This window comes from Pseudomonas sp. DTU12.3 (assembly GCF_004124275.1).
Classification (GTDB): Bacteria; Pseudomonadota; Gammaproteobacteria; order Pseudomonadales; family Pseudomonadaceae; genus Aquipseudomonas; species Aquipseudomonas helmanticensis.
In genome coordinates this window covers 5,274,782-5,292,722 of record NZ_CP027218.1, presented here as the reverse complement: position 1 = coordinate 5,292,722, position 17,941 = coordinate 5,274,782, and the positions used below count along the sequence as shown (strand labels likewise).

17 protein-coding genes and 1 tRNA gene are annotated in these 17,941 nt (G+C 58.9%); 12 read left to right on the top strand and 6 right to left on the bottom strand.

Annotated features, from left to right (window positions below; genetic code table 11):
* The first annotated feature begins 29 nt into the window (after positions 1 to 29).
* The 3 genes from msrB to msrA are packed head-to-tail and all read left to right on the top strand — an operon-like array spanning position 30 to position 3,114.
* Positions 30 to 548, top strand: coding sequence for a peptide-methionine (R)-S-oxide reductase MsrB (gene msrB, locus C2E19_RS24215; protein ID WP_129395402.1), 519 nt, complete (start codon positions 30 to 32; stop codon positions 546 to 548).
* A gap of 43 nt (positions 549 to 591) precedes the next feature.
* Positions 592 to 2,400, top strand: coding sequence for a cytochrome c biogenesis protein DipZ (locus C2E19_RS24210; protein WP_129395401.1), 1,809 nt, complete (start codon positions 592 to 594; stop codon positions 2,398 to 2,400).
* A 15-nt stretch (positions 2,401 to 2,415) separates the two neighbouring features.
* Positions 2,416 to 3,114, top strand: a complete 699-nt coding sequence (gene msrA, locus C2E19_RS24205; protein ID WP_129395400.1) for a peptide-methionine (S)-S-oxide reductase MsrA — start codon at positions 2,416 to 2,418, stop codon at positions 3,112 to 3,114.
* A gap of 138 nt (positions 3,115 to 3,252) precedes the next feature.
* Here the strand turns inward: msrA and C2E19_RS24200 are convergent, their stop codons facing one another.
* Positions 3,253 to 4,158, bottom strand: a complete 906-nt coding sequence (locus C2E19_RS24200; RefSeq protein WP_129395399.1) for a LysR family transcriptional regulator — start codon at positions 4,156 to 4,158, stop codon at positions 3,253 to 3,255.
* Positions 4,159 to 4,260: 102 nt separating this feature from the next.
* Here C2E19_RS24200 and C2E19_RS24195 point away from each other — a divergent pair, with 102 nt between their 5' ends.
* On the top strand, positions 4,261 to 5,433 hold the full coding sequence (locus C2E19_RS24195; protein ID WP_129395398.1) for an aspartate aminotransferase family protein: 1,173 nt from the start codon (positions 4,261 to 4,263) through the stop codon (positions 5,431 to 5,433).
* 123 nt (positions 5,434 to 5,556) lie between these two features.
* Here the strand turns inward: C2E19_RS24195 and C2E19_RS24190 are convergent, their stop codons facing one another.
* Both C2E19_RS24190 and C2E19_RS29050 read right to left on the bottom strand, forming a co-directional pair.
* Positions 5,557 to 7,476, bottom strand: a complete 1,920-nt coding sequence (locus tag C2E19_RS24190; RefSeq protein WP_129395397.1) for an alkaline phosphatase D family protein — start codon at positions 7,474 to 7,476, stop codon at positions 5,557 to 5,559.
* A gap of 72 nt (positions 7,477 to 7,548) precedes the next feature.
* Positions 7,549 to 8,328: a hypothetical protein gene (locus C2E19_RS29050; protein ID WP_164979452.1), complete on the bottom strand. Its 780-nt coding sequence runs from the start codon at positions 8,326 to 8,328 to the stop codon at positions 7,549 to 7,551.
* A 343-nt stretch (positions 8,329 to 8,671) separates the two neighbouring features.
* Here C2E19_RS29050 and C2E19_RS24175 point away from each other — a divergent pair, with 343 nt between their 5' ends.
* A complete protein-coding gene (locus C2E19_RS24175; protein ID WP_129395395.1) occupies positions 8,672 to 9,427 on the top strand; it encodes a hypothetical protein in 756 nt (251 codons plus the stop codon).
* A 51-nt stretch (positions 9,428 to 9,478) separates the two neighbouring features.
* Here C2E19_RS24175 and C2E19_RS24170 read toward each other — a convergent pair whose 3' ends face one another.
* Positions 9,479 to 9,808, bottom strand: coding sequence for a hypothetical protein (locus C2E19_RS24170; RefSeq protein WP_129395394.1), 330 nt, complete (start codon positions 9,806 to 9,808; stop codon positions 9,479 to 9,481).
* Positions 9,809 to 10,064: 256 nt separating this feature from the next.
* On the opposite strand from C2E19_RS24170, the gene C2E19_RS24165 reads away from it, so the two are divergent.
* Positions 10,065 to 10,325 (top strand): DUF6429 family protein, encoded by a 261-nt coding sequence (locus C2E19_RS24165; RefSeq protein WP_129395393.1) that lies wholly within the window; start codon positions 10,065 to 10,067, stop codon positions 10,323 to 10,325.
* Between the two features lie 110 nt (positions 10,326 to 10,435).
* Here C2E19_RS24165 and C2E19_RS24160 read toward each other — a convergent pair.
* Positions 10,436 to 10,520: transfer RNA gene (locus tag C2E19_RS24160), tRNA-Leu, on the bottom strand.
* A 107-nt stretch (positions 10,521 to 10,627) separates the two neighbouring features.
* Between C2E19_RS24160 and queA the strand changes: the two genes are divergently transcribed.
* The 6 genes from queA (at position 10,628) to C2E19_RS24130 (ending at position 16,731) form a co-directional block, all read left to right on the top strand.
* On the top strand, positions 10,628 to 11,692 hold the full coding sequence (gene queA / locus C2E19_RS24155; protein WP_129395392.1) for a tRNA preQ1(34) S-adenosylmethionine ribosyltransferase-isomerase QueA: 1,065 nt from the start codon (positions 10,628 to 10,630) through the stop codon (positions 11,690 to 11,692).
* Positions 11,693 to 11,706: 14 nt separating this feature from the next.
* Entirely contained in the window at positions 11,707 to 12,822 is a 1,116-nt protein-coding gene (tgt, locus tag C2E19_RS24150) for a tRNA guanosine(34) transglycosylase Tgt (RefSeq protein WP_164979451.1), read from the top strand.
* Between the two features lie 43 nt (positions 12,823 to 12,865).
* The gene (yajC, locus tag C2E19_RS24145; protein WP_003227923.1) at positions 12,866 to 13,204 is read left to right on the top strand and encodes a preprotein translocase subunit YajC; all 339 of its coding nucleotides are present in this window, start codon (positions 12,866 to 12,868) and stop codon (positions 13,202 to 13,204) included.
* A gap of 64 nt (positions 13,205 to 13,268) precedes the next feature.
* A complete protein-coding gene (gene secD, locus C2E19_RS24140; RefSeq protein ID WP_129395391.1) occupies positions 13,269 to 15,137 on the top strand; it encodes a protein translocase subunit SecD in 1,869 nt (622 codons plus the stop codon).
* 9 nt (positions 15,138 to 15,146) lie between these two features.
* The gene (gene secF / locus C2E19_RS24135; protein ID WP_129395390.1) at positions 15,147 to 16,061 is read left to right on the top strand and encodes a protein translocase subunit SecF; all 915 of its coding nucleotides are present in this window, start codon (positions 15,147 to 15,149) and stop codon (positions 16,059 to 16,061) included.
* A 121-nt stretch (positions 16,062 to 16,182) separates the two neighbouring features.
* Positions 16,183 to 16,731 (top strand): glycine zipper 2TM domain-containing protein, encoded by a 549-nt coding sequence (locus C2E19_RS24130; RefSeq protein ID WP_064118923.1) that lies wholly within the window; start codon positions 16,183 to 16,185, stop codon positions 16,729 to 16,731.
* Between the two features lie 249 nt (positions 16,732 to 16,980).
* Here C2E19_RS24130 and suhB read toward each other — a convergent pair whose 3' ends face one another.
* Entirely contained in the window at positions 16,981 to 17,799 is an 819-nt protein-coding gene (suhB, locus tag C2E19_RS24125) for an inositol-phosphate phosphatase (RefSeq protein WP_008084666.1), read from the bottom strand.
* Between the last annotated feature and the right edge of the window lie 142 nt (positions 17,800 to 17,941).

Sequence of the window (17,941 nt, the reverse complement as noted above, 5' to 3'; positions counted from 1 at the left end):
AAAGGCATCTGGAATTTTTGGAGACGGCCATGTTTTCACGGCGACAGATTCTGTTAGCGGGCGGCGGGCTAGGGGTTGCAGCCTTGGTGGCGGGTGTATTGCCAAAATTGTCGACTGGCGCTGCGCTGGTCAGTGAGGCGCGCGCCGACGAGGCGTTCGAAGTGACTCACAGCGACAGTCAATGGCACGCGCTCCTGAGTGACGAGCAGTATCAGGTCCTGCGTGAAGAGGGCACTGAGCGGGCCTATACCAGCCCGCTCAACGACGAGCATCGCGTCGGTACATTTGCCTGCGCCGGGTGTGATCTGGCGCTGTTTTCTTCCGCAACAAAATTCGATAGCCGCACCGGCTGGCCGAGTTTCTGGGCGCCGCTGGAGCATGCGGTGGCGACACACCAGGATCGCTCTTTCGGCATGGCCCGCGACGAGGTTCATTGTCGACGCTGCGGTGGTCATCTGGGCCATGTCTTCGATGATGGCCCCAAGCCTACCGGCCTGCGTTACTGCATGAACGGTCTGGCGATGACCTTCAAAGCCGTGGCGGCTTGAGCCATGACGCGTAAGCGCACTTCATTTCAGACAGGACGAATTTATGTGGCTCTTGGTTCTCGCTTATCTCGGTGGTGTGCTGACGATTGTCAGCCCGTGCATCCTGCCGGTTCTGCCTTTTGTCTTCGCTCGCACCGGGCAGCCGTTTATCAAGAGTGGCTTGCCGCTGTTGGCGGGGATGGCCGTGACCTTCGCGCTCGTCGCCTCGTTGGCGGCGGTGGGCGGCGGCTGGGTGGTGCAAGTCAATCAGTACGGGCGCTGGCTCGCGTTGCTGTTCGTTGCCCTGTTCGGACTGACCTTGCTGCTGCCGCGTGTAGCCGAACGGCTGACCCGGCCACTGGTCTCCGCCGGCAGTCGTTTGTCGGAAGCCGCCGGGCAGGACAATCGCCCGCGTCCCGGCGCTTCGTTTCTGATCGGCGTCGCCACGGGGCTGCTCTGGGCGCCATGCGCCGGGCCGATTCTCGGGCTGATTCTGACCGGTGCCGCACTGCAAGGGGCAAGCGTCGCCACCACGCTGTTATTGCTCGCCTATGCGGCGGGCGCCGCTACCTCGCTGGCCGCGGCACTGCTGCTGGGCGGTAAGGTTTTCGCGCTGATGAAACGTTCGATCGGTACCGGTGAGTGGATTCGCCGGGGGCTGGGCGCGGCGATGCTGTCCGGTGTTGCTGCGATTGCGCTGGGCCTCGATACCGGGATTCTCGCTCGGGTTTCGACGGCGTCCACTGGCGGCCTGGAGCAGGCGCTGGTTGGCAAACTGTCGGGTAAGTCTGCCGATGCCAACGGCACGATGATGGCGCAGATTCCAGCCTCTGACACCGCAGCAAATGGCAGCATGATGGCGGCTGGCGGAGCGATGAAAATGGCTGTGAAGGCACCGGGCACCTTGCCGGTCGAGGGCCAGTTGCCGTCGCTCGACGGCGCCGTGCAATGGCTCAACTCGCCAGCGCTGGATGCGCAGGCATTGAAGGGCAAAGTGGTGCTGGTGGATTTCTGGACTTACTCCTGCATCAACTGCCTGCGCACCTTGCCGTATGTCAAAGCCTGGGCTGAGAAGTATCGCGATCTAGGCCTTGTGGTCATCGGTGTGCACGCGCCGGAATTCGCCTTCGAACGCGATGTCGGCAACGTCAGCAAAGCCATGAAGGAGCTGGGCATCAATTACCCGGTGGCCATCGATAACGACTACAAGATCTGGCGCGCCTTCAACAACGAGTACTGGCCAGCGCATTACTTTGCCGACGCCCAGGGACGCATTCGTTATCACCATTTTGGCGAAGGGGACTACGCCGAATCGGAACGTGTCATACAGCAACTGTTGCACGAAGCCGGGGCGAAAACCGTCGCCGATGGCTTGATCAATGCCGATGCCAAAGGCGTGCAACTGGCGCCGGACATGAACGAAGTGCAGTCGCCGGAAACTTACGTCGGCTATCAGCGCGCGGAACATTTCGTCGCCCAGAACAACCTGGAGCCTGACAAGAGCGCAGCCTACAACCCGCCGCAGAAGCTGGCGCTGAACGACTGGAGCCTCGGCGGCCAATGGGCGGTCGGTGCCGAACGCGCTACCGCCAGCGCCCCGGCCAGTCGCATCGTCTATCGCTTCCATGCCCGTGACCTGCACTTGGTGCTCGGCCCGGGCGCGGATGGCAAACCGGTGCGCTTCAAAGTCTCGATTGATGGTCAGGCGCCGGGTGATGCGCATGGCGTCGATGTCGCCCCTGACGGCACCGGCCGCGTCACCGAACAACGTCTGTATCAATTGGTACGACAGAACGATGGCGTGAAAGATCGAACCTTCAGCATCGAGTTTCTCGACCCGGGCGTCTCGGCCTATGCCTTTACCTTCGGTTGATCAGGAGTCCTTGAAATGAAAATCACATGGCGTCGCGTGTTGTTGGGAGTTGCAGTGGCCGGAGTGATTGGCCAGGTATCGGCGTTCTCGTTTGGTGGTGAGGATGCCGTCGTGATCCCGCCACCGATCCTCGACGAAATCACTCAGGCTCGTAGCGAAACCGCTGTGTTCGCAGGTGGTTGCTTCTGGGGTGTGCAGGGTGTTTTCCAGCACGTCAAAGGGGTGCAGAAAGCTGTCTCGGGTTACGCCGGCGGCGCAGCCAACACGGCGGAATATGAGCGTGTCAGCGAAGGCGATACCGGCCACGCCGAGTCAGTTCAGGTCACCTTCGACCCGACTCAGGTCAGCTACGGCAGCTTGTTGCAGATATATTTTTCGGTAGCGCACAACCCTACTGAACTCAATCGCCAAGGCCCGGATAGCGGCACTCAGTATCGTTCGGCACTGTTCCCGGTCAACGCCGATCAGCAGAAGGTCGCGCAGGCCTACATCGCCCAGCTGGATGCGGCTCATGCCTACAGCAAACCCATCGTCACCAAACTGGAAAGCTACAGCGGCTTCTATCCTGCGGAGGATTACCACCAGGATTTTCTGACCGAGCATCCGAGCTATCCCTACATCGTGATCAACGACATGCCGAAAGTGGCGAACTTGAAGCAGGTGTTCGCGCAGCGTTATCAGGAAAAACCGGTGTTGGTGAAGGACGGGTCTTGATCAAGGCTCGTTACTTGAGCCTCGGTCGCTCCATGGCAATCACTGACGTCTCGAAACCCAGGGTGGCAAAAATGCCTCCGCTCCTTCGCCCAACTCCCTGTCGGCCCTTCACTGATCGTAGTTCAAGTGCATTGCGCGCTAGGACCGGCCCCACGTCTGCATCGCGAATTCAACAAATCGGCGCAGCTTCGGTAAGCGATAGCGATCCGGTGCATAAAGCAGATGCAGAGGGCGGCTGGGCGGTTGGTAGTCGTGGATGACCTTCACCAGTTTGCCGTCGCGCAGATCCTGTTCAACGAGAGCGTCGGGCAGCATCACGATGCCCATTCCGGTACGTGCAGCTTGATGCAGACCGGCTGAGGTATTCATCAACATGGGGCCACTGACATCGACCATGATTTCGCCGTCCGGCCCGCCGAGGCGCCAGCGTTTTTCCACCGATTGCCAGTCATCGCCGGCCGGATAGGCGAATGACAGGCAATCATGTTGCTGCAGGTCTTCCGGGGTTTTCGGCATGCCGCGTCGCGCCACGTACTCCGGAGAGGCGCAGACGGTCAGGGTGTAATCGATCAACGGACGAGCGATCAGATTCGATTGCTCGAAATGGCCGAGCCTGAACGCCACATCAAGACCGCTTTCGAGCAGATCCGGGCGACTATTGGTCAGTACCACGTCCATTTTGACTTGCGGGTATTGCAGGGAAAACTCGCTGAGCGCAGGGGCCAGGCGTTCGACGCCAAAGGTCAGCGGCGCGGTGATACGCAGCAGGCCGCGCGGCTCATCGAGGGCTTGTTCGGCGAGGCGTTCGGAGTCCGCCACCAGACCCAGCACATCCAGGCAACGCAGGTAGTAAACGCTGCCGAACTCGGTCAGTCGCTGACGTCGGGTGGTGCGTTGCAGCAGTTGTACGCCGAGCCGTTGTTCGAGCGCCCGCAGGTGATTGCCGACCATGGTTGTCGACATGTCGCACTGCAACGCTGCCGCCGTCATGCTCCCGGCTTCGACGACTTTGACGTAAACACCCATCGACTGAAACAGGTCCATTATCAAGCTCTGCTTTTAAATGATTGAAGTTTTGCCGAGTTTATCCAGTTCGGGTGGCTAACCATACTGCCAGCACACCGACCTTCACTGGAGTTTGAAGTCATGACCGCCGCCCTGATGAACACCTACCAACCGCTGGCCCTGAGTTTCATCAAGGGGCTGGGCACTCGCCTGTGGGATCAGGCCGGTCGCGAGTATCTGGATGCGGTTGCCGGTGTCGCGGTGACCAACGTCGGTCACTCGCATCCGCGGATCGTTGCGGCGATCAGCGAGCAGGCGGGATTGCTGCTGCACACGTCGAATCTGTACAGCATCGACTGGCAGCAACAACTGGCCAAACGGCTGACGGAGCTGTCGGGGATGGAGCGTGCGTTCTTCAATAACTCGGGCGCCGAGGCCAACGAAACGGCGTTGAAACTCGCGCGTTTGTACGGATGGAGCAAAGGCATCGAACAGCCGCTGGTGGTGGTCATGGCTAACGCGTTCCATGGCCGCACACTCGGCACTTTGTCGGCCAGCGATGGCCCGGCGGTGCGCCTGGGTTTCAACGAATTGCCGGGGGATTTCCTCAAAGTGCCGTTCGGTGATCTTTCTGCGCTGGAGCAGCTGCAGGACAAACATGGCGAGCGCATCGTGGCGATTCTGGTCGAGCCAATCCAGGGCGAAAGCGGCGTGCAACTGGCGCCACCCGGTTACCTGAAGGCCCTGCGCGAATTGTGCAATCGCCACGCCTGGCTCTTGATGCTCGATGAAATCCAGACCGGAATCGGCCGCACGGGCCGCTGGTTTGCGTTTCAGCACAAAGGCATCGTGCCGGACGTCATGACGCTGGCAAAAGGGCTGGGCAATGGTGTGCCGATCGGCGCGTGTCTGGCGCGGGGCAGGGCGGCGGATCTGTTTACGCCGGGCAGCCATGGCAGCACCTTTGGCGGTAATCCGTTGGCCTGCCGGGTCGGTTGCACGGTACTGGATATCATCGAAGAACAGGGTTTGCTGGAAAACGCGCGGATTCAAGGTGAGCGCCTGCTGACTCGCCTGCATGCAGAACTGGCGGATAACCCCAATGTGCTGGCGATTCGGGGGCAGGGTTTGATGATCGGTATCGAGCTGAAACAACCAGTGCGTGATCTGACTCTGATCGCTGCACGCGATCATGCGCTGTTGATCAACGTCACGCGCGGCAAGACTATACGGCTGCTGCCACCGCTGACGATTGATGAGCGGGAGGTGGAGATGATTGTCAGAGGTGTGGGACGAGCACTGATCGCACATTGACGGGTATCCGATAATCCCTGTGGGAGCGGGCTTGCTCGCGAATGCGGTTGGTTATTCAACTGCAATGTCGACTGACACTACGCTTTCGCGAGCAAGCCCGCTCCCACATGGATGGAGTAGGCCTTAGTCCGGATACTCCGCCAGATCCGGCGCCAGCATCCGCGTCTTCGCCGCGCCATTGGCGTTGTGCTGAATGATCTCCCGGGGCTGCCCTTGCTCATTGAAAAACACCTGACCGATCCCCGCCGAATTCCACAAGCGTTCGCCCGCCTCAGCATGCTCCGGCCGGTACGGTACGATGCGCATCAGCCGGCGTTTGGTAAACCAGTTCAGCGGTGAGCGCGGTGAATAGAGCCAGCGATTGAGGCGGTCGAACCATTCCAGCAGGGTTTTCGGAAACTCGTTCTTGATGCCGCTGCTGGTGATCTGCCAGATTCGTGGGCCGGCCTTGCGGTGTCGGATAAGGACTTCGTAGACGAAGGAATAATGCACATCGCCGGACAGCACCACGTAGTTACCAGGTGTGCGCGAGTGGCGGAAAATATTCAGGATCACCTGCGCTGCGCCGCGATGGGCCATCCAGTTTTCCGCATCGACCAGCAGTGGATAGCCACACCAACTGAACACCTTTTGCACCGTTTCAATAAGCTTCACGCCGAAGATCGGCGCCGGTGAAACGATGATCGCTGACGGATGATCGAGCAGTTCCTGTTGCAGTTCGCTCAGCGCTTCCCAATCGAGAAGTCCGGAAGGTTGTTTGAGCGTCATTTCGCTGCGCCAGCGCCGGGTGCGGGTGTCGATGACCACCAGCGCCGGACTGCTTGGCAAAACGAAATGCCAATTTTGAAAGCGCAGCAGGTCGTCGATCAAATCGTCCTGCAACGGGCGGTCGAGATACTGGTCATCACCGCTGGCGCTCAGCCCCAGGGTTTTCACCAATAGCTCCTTGAAGACGTCGGGATTGTTGCCCCAGCCCTGGCACAACATATAGGCGATCAGCGCGTTGCCGATGATGCGCCGGGAGAATGGATGACCGTAGGCCGTTTCCTCCCATTGCGCGGAAAGATTCCAGTCATCGGTGATGTCGTGATCGTCGAAAATCATCAGGCTCGGCAGATGCGCCAGTGCGCGGGCGACTTTGCCCAATCCGGCCTTGAAGGCATCGATGCGAGTCTGTTCGAGGGCATAGCGCTTGAGGCGTTCGGGCGTTAACTCGGGTGCTTGCGGATCGATCAGCGACCAGGCGGTCGGCGACCACACCAGCAGGTACATCGCCATGACTTCGGCGAAGGTCACCAGGTGATTGTCGGCGCTGCTGCTGGTGAAAATCGGCTTACGCGCACCGCCGAAAAATCGCTCGCGCAATGTCTCGTTGCTCTCCAGCGCCGGTAACAAATCCGCACGGTGGTAGTAGCTGGCCGGGTGTTCGTAGAGTTTGGCGCTGTCGCTGACCACCGCACCTTCGAGGTGTTCGTCGAACAGGCCGAGGCGCGCAATCAAGGCATGAATCGCCCGCAGCATCGGGCCGGCGACGTCATCGGCGTAAACCTGATCGCCGCTCATCATCAACAGGGCTGGGCGCTGGCGCGGATCGGACTCGTCGGCCAACAGTTGATCGACGCAAAGCAGACCATCCGCTGCCGGGTGATGCGGCTTGCGACAGGAGCCGTGGAGCAGTTGATCGATCCGCGAGCGCAGGACGAAATTCGGGCAAGTGGCATTCGCATACAGCAGGTGTGGCGCCCAATCGGCGATGCGTTGCTGGTTATCGATGAGCATGTCGTAGTCGATAAAGGTGTCGAAGGGCAGAGCGCTTTCGAGACTGACATCGATGAGATGAATGAACGCCTGACGGCCTACGGCAATGACCGTGCATTTCCCGCCATCAAGAGGGATATCGCCTACACCTTGCAGGCGCAAGGTCAGCGACAGTTCGCGCGTGCCGACCAGCCACAGCACCAGTCGCGTGGGCTCCAGCCGGCGCAGCAGCGGGCCGGCCACAACCGGAGGCAGCGAATTCAGGTCATCAGGTTGGGTGGACATCCGGGATCAAAGCTCAAGGCGCACAGGCCGGCGATGATAGCGCAGCCGGCGCCTTGAACTCTTAAGCGAGGCTTAAGAACCTGCTTTCTGCAACTTCAGATCCAGCAAACGCCAATCGGCATAACCCGACTCGTTGATTGGCTGCTGTTGTATCGAGCAATCGAAACGGTAGAGAACATCGTCGCCGAGCATATTACGGCCGGTCACGGTATTGGTGATGGTGTAGGTCTGGTCCTTGAACAATGTGCTGTTGGTTTTCGGTTGCTGGGTAATGGCTGCCGCTGCCGGAAAACGCATGGCGCGCTGCACGAACGGAACGCACATGACCGCTGCCATCACCGATTTATCGGCATTTGGATCGGTGCCCATCATCTGGCGCAAGGTCGTGAAGTTTTTGCCCAAACCGTCTTCGAGCTTCTTTTCCGACATCGAAGTCGCCATGCGCTGGCTGTAGAAAGGCAGGAGCGCGGAGTCGGGCGGTGAAGCTTCGTTCTGTGGTTTGCTGGCAACGTAGGCCGGCAGGTTGCTGGACGCAACAGGCGCAGGCGCAGGTGTTGGCGCTAAAACAGGCGCTGGTGCAGGTGCTGCAGCAGGAGCGGGCTCGGCTTCAGGCATCACCGCATTGGGCGAGGGATTCGGCACCACGGTTTTTTCGGCCTGGTTTTTTTCCGGTTCGTCTGCCATTGGGTACAACGACAGCGTGATCGAAAGCATCACCAAGGCCACAATGATACCGCCCGCCGCGCCAACGATATTGCCGTAGAAAATATTCCAGTTACCGCGGTTTTTCACCACCCAACGCCACATGAAACCCCAGACTGCGACAAAAGCCAGTAAGCGTAAAAACTCCATTCGATCCTTTCCTTAACCCTTCAAAAGCCTGATTTCAACGCCCCATGGTGAACGCTGACAATGGGCGGCAAGATAACAAAACAGCTGCGTAACGCCAGTGGCAATCGCGATGCTCAGTGGAAGCCGAGCACAAGTAACATCATCGTCGTTCCACGTGCCTCGGTTGGTCACGACCCACATCCAGGCGGAGTCCAGACGAACAGATAAAACAGGGCCAGCATGGTGTCCTTCCTTTAAAAAACGATGTCCGTCTAGGCGCTCGAAACATCGTCTTTGGCAATGGACGGCAAGATAACAAAATAGTAGCGTCGCGCCACTGCCTCATCCACGTAACGGAATACACATGCCCGCTTTCGCTTCAGCCTCGCGCCTGCTCTGCGCAATCACCTTCGCCACCGTAATGACTCCGGCACTTGCCGGCTGGGATGAAACCCCGGAGGTCGCTTGGAAAGGCTACCTCTCCGATTGTCAGGGTTTTCAGGACGTAGTGAACAAAGTTCAAAGCGCGACCATGACGACCAGACAAGCGATGAACCGCGTCGATAGCTTGAATCACACGCTTTACGTCCATCGCGATCACCTCGCCCAGGCAAGCCTTGCCTCTCCCGAATATGCCCGTTGCGAAAACGTCATCGCCCAGGCGTTCGAGATACGGAACAAGGAAGAGCCGGTCCTGGTCGCAGAGCTTCAGGAGCAATATTTCAAAGCTCAGGCCGAGCACGAGAAGTCCCCGGAATACAAGCGCGCTCGCGCTCTGGGCTTTAGCGACGTCGGCGGCATCGGCAAGCTCAAAGAACTCGCCGAAGAATCGGAAACGGATGGCGAAGCGTATCTGAAGACGTTGATGATTACGGTCGACTGGCAATGCGGCCGACATTTGCGCGCCGTGCAATACGTCAAACCCTATGTGGTCTACGTCGTCGGCCCCAATTCGGGCAGCTGCGCCGTCTATAAGGAAGTCGCGGTGCTGGGCGGAGCAATGGTAGAGAGGGGCGACCCCATCGACGAGGACTTGATATTCCAGTACGTGGGATGGAAGAAACTGAAGGGCGCGGGTGGGTTTCCGATCAACATTCGAGTGGTAAAAGTGCGCAAGTGATCTGCGGGTTTTTTCTTCAGCCTGAGTGTGGGCAAAAGATTGCGCGTCTGATTACAGAATGTCCTTCAAATAACCCTTGAGCGCGAGGAGCGGCTGATCGAGCTGCTCCAGCGACTGCGCCTGGCTGAAGTCGGCTGACAACTTGTGCAGTTCACGTCCGAGCGGTTTATCGACACCGCCCAGTGCATCCAGCGCCAGATCCAGGCATTCATTCATCTTGAATTGAATGGTCTCGATATCACCACGTTTCACCAACAACTCGAAAATGTCTTTCTGATAATCACCCATGACCATGTCGTCCCGCAGGATCGGGCTCAGGCCTTCTTCCTCGTAAGCGAGCTTGAGGGAGAAAAGGGCGACTGTTTCCAGTGACGTTTCCATGATTTGCCTTTAGCGACGTCCGTCAATGTGGGTGTTGATGCGTAGATGCCACCACCGATGCGGTGGACTACTTTCAGAGGGCGTGATTATACGGAGCGGGATCAACAAGTGCAGCCCAAAGGCGAGGTCGGGCAAGCTGAAGCCGATCAAATAACCGTTACGGGATTGAGCGGCATTTCCATCGTAGGTCGGCGAGTATTTTGGTGAGCCTTCACACACTCGACGTTAACTGTTGGATACGAATGGAGTGACGACCATGGAATACGACGACAAGCTGATGGAAGACGCCGTGCTTGCCCTGTTGGCAGCACTCAGTTCCGACGAAGGCAATGCCTGGAAAGGATTCGACTTCGAGATCATGAACCGATTGCATGAGCAGGGTTTCATTAGTAATCCGGTGAACAGGAACAAGTCGGTCTGGCTGACGGAGGGGGGGCTGGAGCGAGGGCGGGCGATAGCGGCGCGGTTGTTTGGGGGAGGTGCCCAGGCTGAGACTGCAACCGACTCCGACACCTGAGTCCGCGCAATGTCACGTGCGAGCCGCGCGGTGGCGAGCGTTCAGCAGTGCGCGAGCACTTTCCGGCAGGCGAAAAAAAAGGCCTTGCTAAGCAAGACCTTTCTTAATTTTGGTGCCCCGAGGGAGACTCGAACTCCCACTCCTTTCGAAAACGGATTTTGAATCCGCCGCGTCTACCAATTCCGCCATCAGGGCTCAATGGCGGCGAAGTATAGAGATGAGATTACCGTCGGTCAATCAGGTACATAGAGAATTTTCAATATTTCCGCTAGACTTTCCGGCCCTGCTAGACGAACCCCATCATGCGCGTTGCTGACTTTACTTTCGAGCTCCCTGATTCGCTGATCGCCCGCCACCCTTTGGCCGAGCGTCGCGGTAGTCGCCTGCTGACCCTTGATGGGCCGAGCGGCGCCCTTGCACACCGTCAATTCACTGATTTGCTTGAGCATTTGCGCCCGGGCGATTTGATGGTGTTCAACAATACCCGGGTGATTCCGGCGCGGCTGTTCGGGCAGAAAGCGTCCGGCGGCAAGCTGGAAATCCTCGTCGAACGCGTGCTCGATACGCATCGCGTGCTGGCCCATGTGCGCTCCAGCAAGTCGCCGAAGCCGGGTTCGAAGATCCTCATCGACGGCGGTGGCGAAGCTGAAATGATCGCGCGTCACGATGCGCTGTTTGAGTTGGCCTTCGCTGAAGAAGTGCTGCCGCTGCTCGACCGCGTCGGGCACATGCCGTTGCCTCCTTATATAGACCGCCCGGACGAAGGCTCGGATCGCGAGCGTTATCAGACCGTGTACGCCGAGAAACTCGGTGCGGTGGCGGCGCCGACTGCAGGGCTGCATTTCGATCAGTCGCTGATGGAGGCGATTGCCGCCAAGGGCGTCGAGACCACGTTCGTTACGCTGCACGTTGGCGCCGGTACATTCCAACCGGTTCGCGTCGAGAAGCTTGAAGATCACCACATGCACACCGAGTGGCTGGAAGTCGGCCAGGACGTGGTTGATGCGGTCGCCGCGTGCCGTGCGCGTAGTGGTCGGGTGATTGCGGTCGGCACCACCAGCGTGCGTTCGCTGGAGAGTGCCGCGCGTGATGGTGTGCTCAAGCCGTTCAGTGGCGACACCGATATCTTTATCTTCCCGGGCCGACCGTTCCATGTGGTCGACGCCCTGCTGACCAACTTCCATCTGCCGGAATCCACGCTGCTGATGCTGGTTTCGGCATTTGCCGGTTATCCCGAGACCATGGCTGCCTACAAGGCTGCCGTCGACAACGGTTACCGCTTTTTCAGCTACGGTGATGCGATGTTCATCACCCGCAATCCCGCACCTACTGCCCCTAAAGAAACCGGCCCAGAGGAAACAGAATGAGTCGCGAATGTCGCATGTCCTTTGAGCTCCTTGCCACCGATGGCAAGGCCCGTCGTGGTCGTCTGACCTTCCCGCGCGGCACCGTCGAGACCCCGGCTTTCATGCCGGTGGGCACGTACGGCACGGTCAAGGGCATGTTGCCGCGAGACATCGTCGCCACTGGCGCAGAAATGATTCTGGGCAACACCTTCCACCTGTGGCTGCGTCCCGGCACCCAAGTGATCAAGGAACACGGTGACCTGCACGATTTCATGCAGTGGAAAGGCCCGATCCTCACCGACTCCGGTGGCTTCCAGGTATTCAGCCTGGGCGCGATGCGCAAGATCAAGGAGGAGGGCGTGACCTTCGCCTCTCCGGTCGACGGCGCCAAAGTGTTCATGGGCCCGGAAGAATCGATGCAGGTTCAGCGCGATCTCGGCTCGGACGTTGTGATGATCTTCGACGAATGCACGCCGTACCCGGCTGACGAAGACGTCGCGCGCGTGTCGATGGAGCTGTCGCTGCGTTGGGCTCAGCGCTCGAAAAATGCCCACGGTGAAAACACCGCAGCGTTGTTCGGCATCGTGCAGGGCGGCATGCACCAGGATCTGCGCAAGCGCTCGCTCGAAGGCCTCGACAAGATCGGCTTCGATGGCCTGGCCATCGGCGGTCTGTCGGTAGGCGAGCCGAAGCACGAGATGATCAAAGTTCTGGATTATCTGCCGGGCATGATGCCGGCTGACAAACCTCGTTACCTTATGGGCGTTGGCAAACCGGAAGATCTGGTTGAGGGTGTGCGCCGCGGTGTGGACATGTTCGATTGCGTGATGCCAACCCGTAATGCCCGCAATGGGCATCTGTTCATTGATACAGGCGTGCTGAAGATCCGTAACGCGTTTCATCGCCATGATGAATCGCCGCTGGATCCGACCTGCGATTGCTATACCTGCCAGAACTTCTCGCGCGCTTATCTGCATCACCTGGACAAGTGCGGCGAAATGCTGGGAAGCATGCTCAATACCATCCATAACTTGCGCCATTATCAGGTGCTGATGGCTGGTTTGCGCGAGGCTATTCAACAGGGTACATTGGCCGCCTTTGTCGATGCCTTCTACGCCAAACGCGGGCTCCCCGTTCCGCCTTTGGACTGAGTTTTCTGACCCCAAGATTCAACATTTGCAACTGGAGTGCTAAATGAGCTTTTTTATCTCTAACGCCATGGCTGACGCGGCTGCACCGGCTGCTGCCGGCCCAATGGGCGGCGGCTTCGAGTGGATTTTCCTGGTCGGCTTCCTGGTCATCTTCTACCTGATGATCTGGCGTCCACAGGCCAAGCGCGCCAAAGAGCAGAAGAACCTGCTGAGCAGCCTTGCGAAGGGCGACGAAGTTGTGACCACCGGCGGCATCGCCGGCAAGATCACCAAAGTTGCTGATGACTTCGTGGTTCTGGAAGTTTCCGACACCGTGGAAATGAAGTTCCAGAAAGGCGCCATCGCCGCCACGCTGCCAAAAGGCACGCTGAAAGCGATCTAAGGGCAACAACTTCTACTCAATCGACGGGGCGCGCAAGGCGCCCCGCGTCATAACGGGCGGCGTGATGCTGAACAAATATCCTCTGTGGAAATACATTCTGATCCTGGCGGTGCTGGCGATCGGTCTGATTTATTCCGCTCCGAATCTATACCCCGATGACCCGGCCATTCAGATCAGCGGCGCCAGCACGGCCCTGCAGGTCAATCAAGCCGATCTGGACCGCGTAAGCACCGCGCTTCACGAGTCCGGCATCAACGTCAAGGCAGCTACGCTGGCGGCAAACGGCAAGGGCGGTCTGATCCGTCTGAGCAAGGCTGAAGATCAGTTGCCGGCCAAAGACGTTGTACGCAAGGCCTTGGGTGATGACTACGTCGTCGCGCTGAACCTGGCACAGACCACCCCGCAATGGTTGCGCAACCTCGGCGCGCACCCGATGAAGCTGGGTCTGGACTTGTCCGGTGGTGTGCACTTCCTGCTGGAAGTGGACATGGACAAAGCCCTCGATGCACGCCTGAAAGTCTACGAAGGCGACGTCAAGAGCCTGCTGCGCAAAGAGAAACTGCGTTATCGCAGCCTGCCGCAACTGGGCGGTGCCATTCAGTTGGGCTTCAGCGATGAAGACTCCCGCGAACAGGCCCGTGCACTGATCCGCAAGAACTTCAACGATTTCGACATTGTTCCGGCCGACCTCAATGGTCAACCGGTGCTGCGTCTGGCGATGACCCCGGCCAAGCTGGCGGAAATCCGTGAATACTCCATCAAGCAGAACTTGACCACGGTACGTAACCGCGTCAACGAGCTGGGTGTTGCCGAACCGATCGTTCAGCGTCAAGGCGCCAACCGCATTGTGGTTGAACTGCCAGGCGTGCAGGACACTGCCGAAGCCAAGCGTATCCTCGGCAAGACGGCCAACCTTGAGTTCCGTCTGGCTGCAGAGCCTGGCGCTTCGAAAGCTACCTCCGAAACTTTCGAGTTCCGTGAAGGCAAGCGTCCGCCGGCACAGATCGAACGTGGCCTGATCATCACCGGTGACCAGGTCACTGACGCCAAGGCTGGTTTCGGCGAACACGGCACGCCTGAAGTGAACATCCGTCTGGATGGTCACGGTGGTGAGCTGATGAGTCGCGCAACCCGTTCGAACGTCGGTCGCAGCATGGCGGTGATCTTCATCGAACAGCGTCCGGTCACCACTTACGTCAAGCAAGTGGTCGGCGGTGTCGAGAAAGACGTCGCGGTGCAAACGTTCAAGGAAGAGAAGAAGATCATCAGTCTGGCGACTATCCAGTCGCCACTGGGTGCTCAGTTCCGCATCACTGGCCTGAACGGTCAGGGCGAGTCCTCCGAGCTGGCGCTGTTGCTGCGTGCCGGTGGTCTGGCTGCGCCGATGTACTTCGCTGAAGAGCGCACAATCGGCCCGAGCCTGGGTGCTGACAACATCACCAAAGGTATCGATGCGTCGCTGTGGGGCATGCTGTTCGTGTCGCTGTTCATCATCGCCATCTACCGCTTCTTCGGCATCATTGCCACCGTCGCGCTGGCGGTGAACATGGTGCTGCTGCTGGCCTTGATGTCGCTGCTGGGTGCAACGCTGACCCTGCCGGGTATCGCCGGTATCGTGCTGACCATGGGTATGGCGGTCGACGCCAACGTGTTGATCTTCTCGCGGATTCGTGAAGAGATCGCCGCCGGCATGACCGTGCAGCGTGCAATCAACGAAGGCTTCGGCCGGGCATTCACCGCGATTCTCGACGCCAACCTGACTACCTTGCTGGTCGGCGGGATTCTCTTTGCCATGGGCACCGGCCCGGTCAAAGGTTTCGCAGTGACCATGTCCCTCGGGATCTTTACCTCGATGTTCACGGCCATCATGGTGACCCGCGCAATGGTCAACCTGATCTTTGGCGGACGTGACTTCAAGAAGTTGTGGATTTAAGGGGCTGCCATGTTACGTACAATCAACTTCATGGGCGTTCGCAACTTCGCGTTCGGCGTCACAGTGTTTCTTACGGTACTGGCTGTTTTCAGTGTCTTCCACAAGGGCATGAACTGGGGTCTGGACTTCACCGGCGGTACGCTCATTGAGCTGACCTACGAGCGTCCGGCCGATGTCACCAAGGTTCGTGAAGAGCTGGTGACTTCGGGTTACCACGAAGCCATCGTGCAGAGCTTTGGTGCAACCACCGATTTGCTGGTGCGCATGCCGGGTGAAGACCCGCAGCTGGGCCATCAGGTCGCGGAAGCGCTGCAGAAACTCGGCGGTGACAACCCGGCGACGGTCAAGCGTGTCGAGTTCGTCGGCCCGCAGGTCGGTGAAGAGCTGCGCGACCAGGGCGGCCTCGGCATGCTGCTGGCGCTCGGCGGCATCCTGATCTACCTGGCTTTCCGCTTTCAGTGGAAGTTCGCGGTCGGCGCCATCGTTTCGCTGATCCACGACGTGATCGTGACCATCGGTATCCTGTCGTTCTTCCAGATCACTTTCGACCTGACAGTGCTGGCGGCGGTATTGGCGATCATCGGCTACTCGCTGAACGACACCATCGTCGTATTCGACCGGGTGCGTGAGAACTTCCGTGTGCTGCGCAAGGCAACGCTGATCGAGAACATCAACATCTCGACCACTCAGACCCTGCTGCGGACCATGGCGACTTCGATCTCCACCCTGTTGGCAATCTCGGCACTGCTGTTTTTCGGTGGCGACAACCTGTTCGGCTTCTCCATCGCCCTGTTCATCGGTGTGCTGGCGGGTACTTACTCGTCGATCTACATCGCGAACGTGGTGCTGATCTGGCTGAACCTGAGCACTGAGGATCTGATTCCTCCGGCGAACACCGAGAAGGAAGTCGACGACCGTCCATAACGGCCATCGTTTTCCCGGCTGTCAGCCCAAGAAAGGCGCGAGTTGAACTCGCGCCTTTTTTTATGCTCCAAGGCTGGGAGAAGCGCGGGCATGTCCCGCATGTGATGGTCAGGAGGTTCATGTGAACAAGTCGTTGCTGGTTGGTGCGGTATTGGGTGCTGTCGGTGTGACTGCCGGGGGTGCTGTTGCCACCTACAGCCTGGTTAAAAGCGGCCCTGAGTATGCGCAAGTGTTGGCCGTCGAACCGGTTAAAACACAGATCAAGACTCCACGTGAAGTGTGCAAGGATGTAGCCGTGACCCGCCAGGCGCCGGTCAAGGATCAACATCAGATTCTCGGCACTGCAATCGGTGCGGTAGCGGGCGGTTTGCTGGGTAACCAGATCGGCGGCGGCACCGGCAAGAAGATTGCCACGGTGGCTGGTGCAGTCGGTGGCGGTTATGCCGGTAACAAGGTGCAGGAAGGTATGCAGAATCGCGACACCTACACCACGACCCAGACTCGCTGTAACACTGTGAATGACATCAGCGACAAGGTCGTCGGTTACGACGTGCGTTACTCGCTGGATGGTAAGGAAGGCAAGGTGCGGATGGATCGTGATCCGGGCAACCAGATTCCGGTCGACAAGGAAGGCAAGCTGATCCTGTCGCAGAATGAGCCAGGTCAATAAAAGACTGACCGTTTAGAAAGAAGCACCCTGCGGGGTGCTTTTTTTGTGCCTGCAATTCATCCGGCAGATCACCATAATCCCAATGTGGGAGCGGGCTTGCTCGCGAAAGCGGTGGATCAGCCGGCATCTATTCAGAATGATAAACCGCATTCGCGAGCAAGCCCGCTCCCACAATGGATTTAGGCGCTTTTGAAATCGCAGGTATAAAAAAAGCGCCCCGAAGGGCGCTTTTTTTGTTTCGCGTAACGCTTAGCGCTTCAGCGAAGCCGGCAGGTGCGGCTGGATCGCCGTCAGCACTGCCTTGAAGCATTTGGTGTTGCCGGCAACGATGTGGCCTTTTTCAAGGAAGTCGTGACCGCCGGTGAAATCGCTCACCAGGCCGCCAGCTTCTTGAATCAGCAGGGCGCCTGCAGCCATGTCCCACTCGGACAGGCCCGACTCCCAGAATGCATCGAAACGACCGGCAGCTACGTAAGCCAGGTCCAGGCTCGCCGAGCCGGCGCGACGGATGCCGGCAGTCTGGCCAACCAGGGCGCGGAACATGCCCAGGTAGTTTTCCAGGTTGTCCATCTGGTCGTCACGGAACGGGAAGCCGGTACCCAGCAGGGCGCCGTCGAGGCTGGTGCGACCGCTGACGCGCAGGCGGCGACCGTTCAGTTGAGCGCCGCGACCACGGCTGGCGGTGAATTCTTCCTGGCGAACCGGGTCCAGAACCACTGCGTGTTCCAGGCGACCGCGGTATTTGCAGGCGATGCTGACAGCGAAGTGAGGAATGCCGCGCAGGAAGTTGGTGGTGCCGTCCAGCGGATCGATGATCCACAGGTACTCTTCGCCTTCGATGCCGGTACCGGCGTGCATGCCGGTCTCTTCACCGCGGATCGAGTGGTTCGGGTAAGCCTTGCGCAGCGCGTCGATGATTTTCTGTTCAGCGGCGCGATCGACCTCGGATACATAATCCTTGGCGTCTTTTTCGTCGACCTTGATGGTATCCAGGCGCTCGATGGAGCGGAAGATCAGTTCACTGGCGCTGCGGGCGGCGCGCAGCGCGATATTCAGCATGGGCTGCATGGATGTGTCACCTAAGGTTGTTAAAGAAAGCCGCGCATTCTATCAGAACTTTTCTTCAGGTGAAGGACGCTGTTCGCTTTCATAGCTTAACGGTAGGCTGTTCTGTAAGATTTGCACCCCTTTCCTGTGTCCGAGAGCGCCT

Bases quoted from the DNA above. Each gene is read 5' to 3' on its own strand.
- C2E19_RS24165 (WP_129395393.1), top strand. From the start codon at position 10,065: ATGGAATACGACGACAAGCTGATGGAAGACGCCGTGCTTGCCCTGTTG.
- C2E19_RS29050 (WP_164979452.1), bottom strand. From the start codon at position 8,328: ATGGAGTTTTTACGCTTACTGGCTTTTGTCGCAGTCTGGGGTTTCATG.
- C2E19_RS24200 (WP_129395399.1), bottom strand. From the start codon at position 4,158: ATGGACCTGTTTCAGTCGATGGGTGTTTACGTCAAAGTCGTCGAAGCC.
- suhB (WP_008084666.1), bottom strand. From the start codon at position 17,799: ATGCAGCCCATGCTGAATATCGCGCTGCGCGCCGCCCGCAGCGCCAGT.
- C2E19_RS24210 (WP_129395401.1), top strand. From the start codon at position 592: ATGTGGCTCTTGGTTCTCGCTTATCTCGGTGGTGTGCTGACGATTGTC.
- C2E19_RS24170 (WP_129395394.1), bottom strand. From the start codon at position 9,808: ATGGAAACGTCACTGGAAACAGTCGCCCTTTTCTCCCTCAAGCTCGCT.
- msrA (WP_129395400.1), top strand. From the start codon at position 2,416: ATGAAAATCACATGGCGTCGCGTGTTGTTGGGAGTTGCAGTGGCCGGA.
- yajC (WP_003227923.1), top strand. From the start codon at position 12,866: ATGAGCTTTTTTATCTCTAACGCCATGGCTGACGCGGCTGCACCGGCT.
- secF (WP_129395390.1), top strand. From the start codon at position 15,147: ATGTTACGTACAATCAACTTCATGGGCGTTCGCAACTTCGCGTTCGGC.
- msrB (WP_129395402.1), top strand. From the start codon at position 30: ATGTTTTCACGGCGACAGATTCTGTTAGCGGGCGGCGGGCTAGGGGTT.
- queA (WP_129395392.1), top strand. From the start codon at position 10,628: ATGCGCGTTGCTGACTTTACTTTCGAGCTCCCTGATTCGCTGATCGCC.
- C2E19_RS24175 (WP_129395395.1), top strand. From the start codon at position 8,672: ATGCCCGCTTTCGCTTCAGCCTCGCGCCTGCTCTGCGCAATCACCTTC.
- C2E19_RS24190 (WP_129395397.1), bottom strand. From the start codon at position 7,476: ATGTCCACCCAACCTGATGACCTGAATTCGCTGCCTCCGGTTGTGGCC.
- C2E19_RS24195 (WP_129395398.1), top strand. From the start codon at position 4,261: ATGACCGCCGCCCTGATGAACACCTACCAACCGCTGGCCCTGAGTTTC.
- tgt (WP_164979451.1), top strand. From the start codon at position 11,707: ATGTCCTTTGAGCTCCTTGCCACCGATGGCAAGGCCCGTCGTGGTCGT.
- secD (WP_129395391.1), top strand. From the start codon at position 13,269: ATGCTGAACAAATATCCTCTGTGGAAATACATTCTGATCCTGGCGGTG.